This is a genomic window from Mesorhizobium sp. M2A.F.Ca.ET.037.01.1.1 (assembly GCF_003998075.1).
Classification (GTDB): Bacteria; Pseudomonadota; Alphaproteobacteria; order Rhizobiales; family Rhizobiaceae; genus Mesorhizobium.
In genome coordinates this window covers 1-6,241 of record NZ_RZSA01000333.1, presented here as the reverse complement: position 1 = coordinate 6,241, position 6,241 = coordinate 1, and the positions used below count along the sequence as shown (strand labels likewise).

At 64.0% G+C, this 6,241-nt stretch carries 5 protein-coding genes and 2 pseudogenes; 5 read left to right on the top strand and 2 right to left on the bottom strand.

Going from position 1 to position 6,241, the window contains the following annotated elements:
* From EOA27_RS17690 to EOA27_RS17670, 5 genes and pseudogenes are all read left to right on the top strand, one after another.
* A pseudogene (locus tag EOA27_RS17690) lies at positions 1-279 on the top strand (RNA pseudouridine synthase); the annotation flags it as partial.
* A complete protein-coding gene (gene rsmD, locus EOA27_RS17685; protein ID WP_126083158.1) occupies positions 260-814 on the top strand; it encodes a 16S rRNA (guanine(966)-N(2))-methyltransferase RsmD in 555 nt (184 codons plus the stop codon). The pseudogene EOA27_RS17690 and the gene rsmD, both read left to right, overlap by 20 nt.
* Positions 815-908: 94 nt before the next feature.
* A complete protein-coding gene (locus EOA27_RS17680) occupies positions 909-2,270 on the top strand; it encodes a pitrilysin family protein (protein ID WP_127256791.1) in 1,362 nt (453 codons plus the stop codon).
* Between the two features lie 221 nt (positions 2,271-2,491).
* Positions 2,492-3,826, top strand: a complete 1,335-nt coding sequence (locus EOA27_RS17675; protein ID WP_245467099.1) for a pitrilysin family protein — start codon at positions 2,492-2,494, stop codon at positions 3,824-3,826.
* On the top strand, positions 3,823-4,677 hold the full coding sequence (locus EOA27_RS17670; protein WP_126083155.1) for a patatin-like phospholipase family protein: 855 nt from the start codon (positions 3,823-3,825) through the stop codon (positions 4,675-4,677). Before EOA27_RS17675 ends, EOA27_RS17670 begins: the two co-directional genes overlap by 4 nt.
* Positions 4,678-4,862: 185 nt before the next feature.
* On the opposite strand, the gene EOA27_RS17665 is transcribed toward EOA27_RS17670, so the two are convergent.
* Positions 4,863-5,516 (bottom strand): outer membrane protein, encoded by a 654-nt coding sequence (locus tag EOA27_RS17665; protein WP_126083154.1) that lies wholly within the window; start codon positions 5,514-5,516, stop codon positions 4,863-4,865.
* A gap of 593 nt (positions 5,517-6,109) precedes the next feature.
* A pseudogene (locus EOA27_RS17655) lies at positions 6,110-6,241 on the bottom strand (IS481 family transposase); the annotation flags it as partial.

Genomic DNA, 6,241 nt, shown 5'->3' with positions numbered 1-6,241 from the left:
AAATCCCAGCGCGAGCAGCGGCCGATCGAGCCGCCGGGCCAGCGCAAGGCCAATGTCTGGATGGCGCCGGGCGCCCGGCCGATCGGCAAGGGCAGGGCGGAAGCCGACGCCGCCAGGGCCGCCGAGGCGAAGGCACGCAAGGCGCCGTTCAAACCGGGCGGCAAGGGCAAGCCGGGCGCGAAACCGTTCGGCAAGCCCCGTGGCGAGCGCCCCGAAGGCGATGGCGGCAACAGGCCGCGTGGTCCGAAGAGGGGCGGCGATGCGGATCGTCGGCGGTGAGTTCCGCGGGCGTCCGCTGGCGACGCCGAAAAGCAATGCCATTCGCCCCACCACCGACCGCACCCGCGAGGCGGTGTTCAACGTCCTGGCGCATCGCTACGCCGACAAGCTCGAGGGCGGCCGCGTGCTCGACCTCTTCGCCGGCACGGGCGCGCTCGGGCTGGAGGCTTTGTCGCGCGGCGCCGGTTACTGCGTCTTCATCGAGGAATCTACCGAGGGGCGCGGCCTGATCCGCGAGAATGTCGAAGCCTACGGGCTCACCGGCCGCACAAAAATCTTCCGCCGCGACGCCACGCATCTAGGCGAAGCCGGCACGATCTCGCCCTTTGGCCTGATCTTCGCCGATCCGCCCTATGGCAAAGGTCTCGGCGAACGCGCGCTGCGCTCGGCCAAGGACGGCGGCTGGCTTCTGCCCGGCGCGCTCTGCGTCGTCGAGGAGGCGGCATCGGCGGCCTTCGATCCTGGCGCCGGTTTTTCGGTGATGGACGAGCGCAATTACGGCGAAACGGTTATCCGCTTCATCGAGGCCGGCTAGCTTGTGCTAGCCGCGCCTCGAAAATGCCGAACAAATCACTTTGCCTCGCCAGCGAACCTTGCCTATCGTCGCGCAACCGGGACCGGAGAACTTGATGACACCTACGCGGATTGCGCTGCGCACGGCGCTCCTTGTCGGCACGCTGGCAATAGTGGCGTCGGCTCCGGCCCGTGCGGCCGACGATGGTGACGTGAAGGATTTCCTCCTCGACAACGGCATGGAGGTGGTCGTCATCCCGGACCATCGCGCGCCGATCGTCACCCACATGGTCTGGTACAAGATCGGCAGCGCCGACGAGCCCGCTGGCAAATCCGGCATCGCGCATTTCTTCGAGCATCTGATGTTCAAGGCCACGACCAACCACGCCGCCGGCGAATTCGACCGCGCCGTGTCCGAGATCGGCGGCTCCAACAACGCCTTCACCTCCTACGACTACACCGCGTTCCACGAGACGGTGCCGCCCTCGGCGCTGGAACAGATGATGGGCTTCGAGGCCGATCGCATGCGCAACCTGATCCTGACCGACGACGTCATCAAGACCGAGCGCGACGTGATCCTGGAGGAGCGCCGCTCGCGCATCGACAGCAATCCGCAGGCGGTTCTGGACGAGGAGGTCGATGCGACGCTCTGGCAGAACCAGCCCTACCGCATTCCCGTGATCGGCTGGATGCAGGAAATGGAGCAACTGAACCGTCCGGACGCGAAAGCCTTCTACGACAACTACTACCGGCCCAACAACGCGGTGTTGATCGTAGCGGGCGACGTCGAGCCGGATGCCGTCAAGGCGATGGCCGAGCGCACCTATGGCAAGGTCGCGCGCGGTCCGGATCTGCGGCCGCGCATCCGCCCGGTCGAGCCGGAGCAGAACACCAGACGCACGGTGACGCTGACCGACGCGCGCGTCTCGGTGCCGAGCTTTTCGACGCAATGGGTGGTGCCATCCTATCATACGGGCAAGCCCGGCGAGGCGGAGGCGCTGGACCTGCTGGCCGAGATCCTCGGCGGCGGCAACCGCAGCCGGCTGTACCAGGAGCTCGTCGTCAAGCAGGGGATCGCCTCCGACGCGGCGGCCTATTTCCAAGGCACGATGCTCGACGACACCAACTTCACCGTCTATGGCGCGCCGCGCGGCGACGCCAAGCTTGCCGATGTCGAGGCGGCGGTCGATGCCGAGATCGTCCGCATCGTCAAGGACGGCGTGAGCGACGATGAGCTGGAACGGGCCAAGACCCGTTATGTGCGCTCCATGATCTTTGCCCGCGACAAGCAGGACGACATGGCCAACATGTATGGCTCCACGCTTGCCACCGGCGGCAACGTCAAGGACGTTCAGGAATGGCCGGACCGCATCCGCAAGGTCACCGCCGATGAGGTCAAGGCGGTCGCCGCCCGCTACCTGGTGCTCGAGCATTCGACCACCGGCTATCTCTTGCCGCAGCAACAGGCGGGGAATTGATGATGAGCATGGTTTCGGTGCGCCGGCGGTTCTTCCCTTCTCCCCTTGTGGGGTCCGAAGGACGGGGCAAGACCCGTGGCTCGCCCCCGGGTGGTGGCCGAGCGAAGCTCGGTCGGATGAGGGGTGTTCCAGCTTGGCAAGGATGGCGATCTGTCGCCCACCCCTCAACCGTCTCGGCGCTGCGCGCCGATCCACCTTCTCCCACAAGGGGAGAAGGAAAAATGTATCGAGCCGTCGCCACGCTTTGCTTTGCCCTGTTCTTCCTGCTCCTGCCGGCGCTCGCCGCCCGCGCGGAGATGAACATCCAGGAGGTGAAGTCGAAGAAGGGCATCACCGCCTGGCTGGTGGAGGACCATTCGATCCCGCTGATCGCCATCCGCTTCGTGTTCGATGGCGGCAGCGCGCAGGATCCGGCCGGCAAGGAGGGCCTGGTCAACCTGATGACCGGCCTGTTCGACGAAGGCGCAGGCGACCTCGACAGCGACGCCTTCCAGCAGAAGCTCGACGATGCCGGCGCCGAGATGAGTTTCCAGGCCGCGCGCGATGGCACCTACGGCTCAATGCGTATGCTGTCCGACCAGAAGGACGAGGCTTTTGGCCTGCTGAAACTGGCGGTGAACAGCCCGCGTTTCGACCAGGCGCCGATCGACCGTATCCGCGCCCAGGTGCTTTCCGGCATCCTCGCTAATGAGCGCGATCCGAACACGGTGGCGCAGCAGCGCTGGCTGCGCGCCATTTACGGCGAGCATCCCTATTCGCGTTCCGACCAGGGGACGAAGGGCAGCCTGACTAGCATCACCGCGGATGACATCAGGGCCTTCCACAAAGCCAATTTCGCCCGCGGCGGCCTGCATGTGGCGGTGGTCGGCGATATCGACGCCGCGACACTGGGCAAGAAACTGGACGACGTCTTCGGCGATCTGCCTGAAAGGCAGACGCTGGCTCCGGTGTCGGATGTCACGCCAAAGCTGGGGCAGCAACTGGCGGTGAACTACGACTTGCCGCAGACCTCGCTGCAGCTCGCCTGGCCGGGCGTGAAACGCAGCGATCCCAATTTCTTTGCCACCGTCCTGATGAACGAGATCCTGGGCGGCTCGACCTTCACCTCCCGGCTCTTTTCGGAGGTGCGCGAGAAGCGCGGCCTTGCCTATGGCGTCAGTTCCGATCTGGTCGACAACGAGCACTCCCACGCGCTGCTGGTGACGACAGCGACGCGCTCCGACCGCGCCGCCGAAACGCTTTCGATCGTGCGCCAGGTGGTGAAGGATATGGCCGAGAACGGTCCCACCGAGGAAGAGCTCGCGGCGATCAAGAAATACATGATCGGCGCTTACGCCATCAACAATCTGGATTCCTCCGCCTCCATCGCCGCGACGCTGGTCGAGCTGCAGGTCGACAATCTCGGCATCGACTATATGAAGCGCCGCGCCGCGCTCATCAACGCGGTGACGCTGGCCGAAGTCAAGGCGGCGGCGAAGAAGCTTCTGTCGGCCGATCCCGCCGTGATGGTCATCGGCCCGCCGCTGGTGCAGGTGGCGGGAGGCGGCAAGGGATGAGCCCGACCTTCGGGGTGGCTTTCGGCGGCGGCGGCGCGCGCGGTCTCGCGCATATCCACATCATCGAGGCCCTCGACGAGCTTGGCATCAAGCCGGTGGCGATCGCCGGCTCGTCGATCGGCTCCATCATGGGAGCCGGCATGGCGTCGGGCATGACGGGCGCCGATATCCACGGCTATGCCCGATCGATCCTCGGCAGCCGCGCCGAAGTGGCGGCGCGCATGTGGCGCTCGCGGCCGGGCACGATCGCGGAGGCCATGCAGGGCGGCATCCGCGTCGGCCAGTTCAACATCGAGCGCATCTTGAAGGCCTTCCTGCCTGAGCCGATCCCGCGGACCTTCGACGCGCTGAAGATCCCGCTCAAGGTGACGGCGACCGATTATTTCGGTCACAAGCTGGCGGTGCTCGCCGAGGGTGAATTGCATTCCGCGCTCGCCGCTTCGGCTGCCATCCCGGCGGTGTTCCGTCCGGTGGTTCGCAATGGCTGCCTGCTGATCGACGGCGGCATCTACAATCCCGTCCCCTTCGATCTCCTCGAAAAGGATGCCGACATCATCATCGCGATCGACGTGGTCGGCGCGCCGAGCGATGCCGAGCGCAAGCACCCGACCACGGTGGACCTGATGTACGGCGCCTCGCAATTGATGATGCAGTCGATCATCGCCAACAAGCTGCAGCAGTCGAGGCCCGACATCCTGATCCGCCCGAAAGTCTCGAAGTACCGCGTGCTCGATTTCCTGAAGATCGAGGCGCTGATGGCCGAGACGGCGGAGATCAAGGACGAATTGAAGCGCGCCGTCGAGAAGGCCTTGGAGGCGCATGGCGGCAGACAGGGCGAGAAGGCTATCTGAGCGAATCAGCTCCGCCCGATTCACGCTGCCCGTAGCCAACCTCCGTTGTTGGTAGCTCATCGTGCTCGATCGCCGCGCTCACCCCCGAGCCATTGCTGAACAAAGAAAAGCCGCGACTGGTGAACTAACCGCATTCGAGGGGTCAGTTCACCATGTCGCGGCTTTTTGTCCTGTCCGCTAATAGATCAGAATTTGTAATTCAGACCAACGCGAACGGTGTGGAAGGGGACTTTGACGTCGGCACCCACTGGCCCGCCCGTATCGAACGTCTCTTTACCCAGGTCCGTGTAAAGATACTCGGACTTGAGCGACCATTTGTCGGTGAAGGCGTATTCGGCGCCTGCACCAACGGTCCAGCCGACCCTAGTCTTGGAAAAGCTAGGCCCGCCGAGCCCGGATATGTCGAGCTTTTCATGACCGTAGGCCAAGCCGCCAGTGCCATAGACGAGGAAGCGATCGACGGGCGTATAGCCAATGCGAGCACGCACCGTGCCGAACCAATCAACCTTTGTTTCCAGAGAGGGGCCGCCGAGCGATAGCTCGCCTTTGACGTCGGAACCCTGGAAGTCGGCTTCCACGCCGTAGACGAATTGGCCAACCTGCCAGTTGTAACCGGCCTGAATGCCGCCCAGGAAGCCACTCGCGCTGAGGTCGAAGCCACCAGGTCCGCCGTCGGAAGGATCAAGACTAAACGTGCCGAAACCGCCGCCGGCGTTCACGCCGATATATGCGCCGGTCCAGTTATAGGAAGCAGCAACCGGTGCCTCCTGCAAAGCGTCGGCCGCGTAGGCGGTGCCGCTGGCGAGGACGAGAACGGTTGCAAGAAGAAGCTGTTTCACAGGATGGACCCTTTCGTTGCCAAAAACTGCAGAGCTGGAGGGGCTTGACCGCAGGATTTTATGCGATGCGCCCACTACAAACCTCTCGGTCTGCTTCCATGCTCAGTCGGATAATGCCCCCCAGAAGGGCCTATCTGCCACCTAAGCGCCAGTAGCCTTGCCGTCGAACCCGGCAGGTTGTCAATCTTGTCAATTCGAAGGCGCGGGTAATTTTTTCAGGAGATGCGAGAAAGCCACACACGTTCGAGCAGGCTGTCGCCGGTGGCGGCGTTGAAGCGGTCGTTGGCGGCAGCCTAAAAAACGTGCCGTAAGATGCTGCGAGGATCTTGCTCGGTGCTGGAAATCGGAGACGGCACCGGCACCGTCATCGATGCCGCGAAGATAACCGGCGTCGCCGATTATGCTGGCTGCAACGTCGCCGGTTTCCTTTGCCCAAGGTGTCCGCTTCGTCGGGTGGGACGAGGCGCTCGGCGACGAATGCGTGACCGGAACGGATTCGAGAACGGCATCAGGCTGCGGCCCGGAAGATGAGCGAACATTTTGTCGGGAATCTTAGAACGCTGTATGGCAGCCGCCTGGGAAGCTTCTCGTAGCTAGATGTGGAGCCTCAACAGGTTGTCCTCGGTTAGAGCGAGGCGACTGATAGGTGTTTTGGACTTTAGGCTCCCGTGGGGACGGTGCCAATTGTATCTGTGCAGCCAGACCGGCAACTCTGCGGCGCGGTG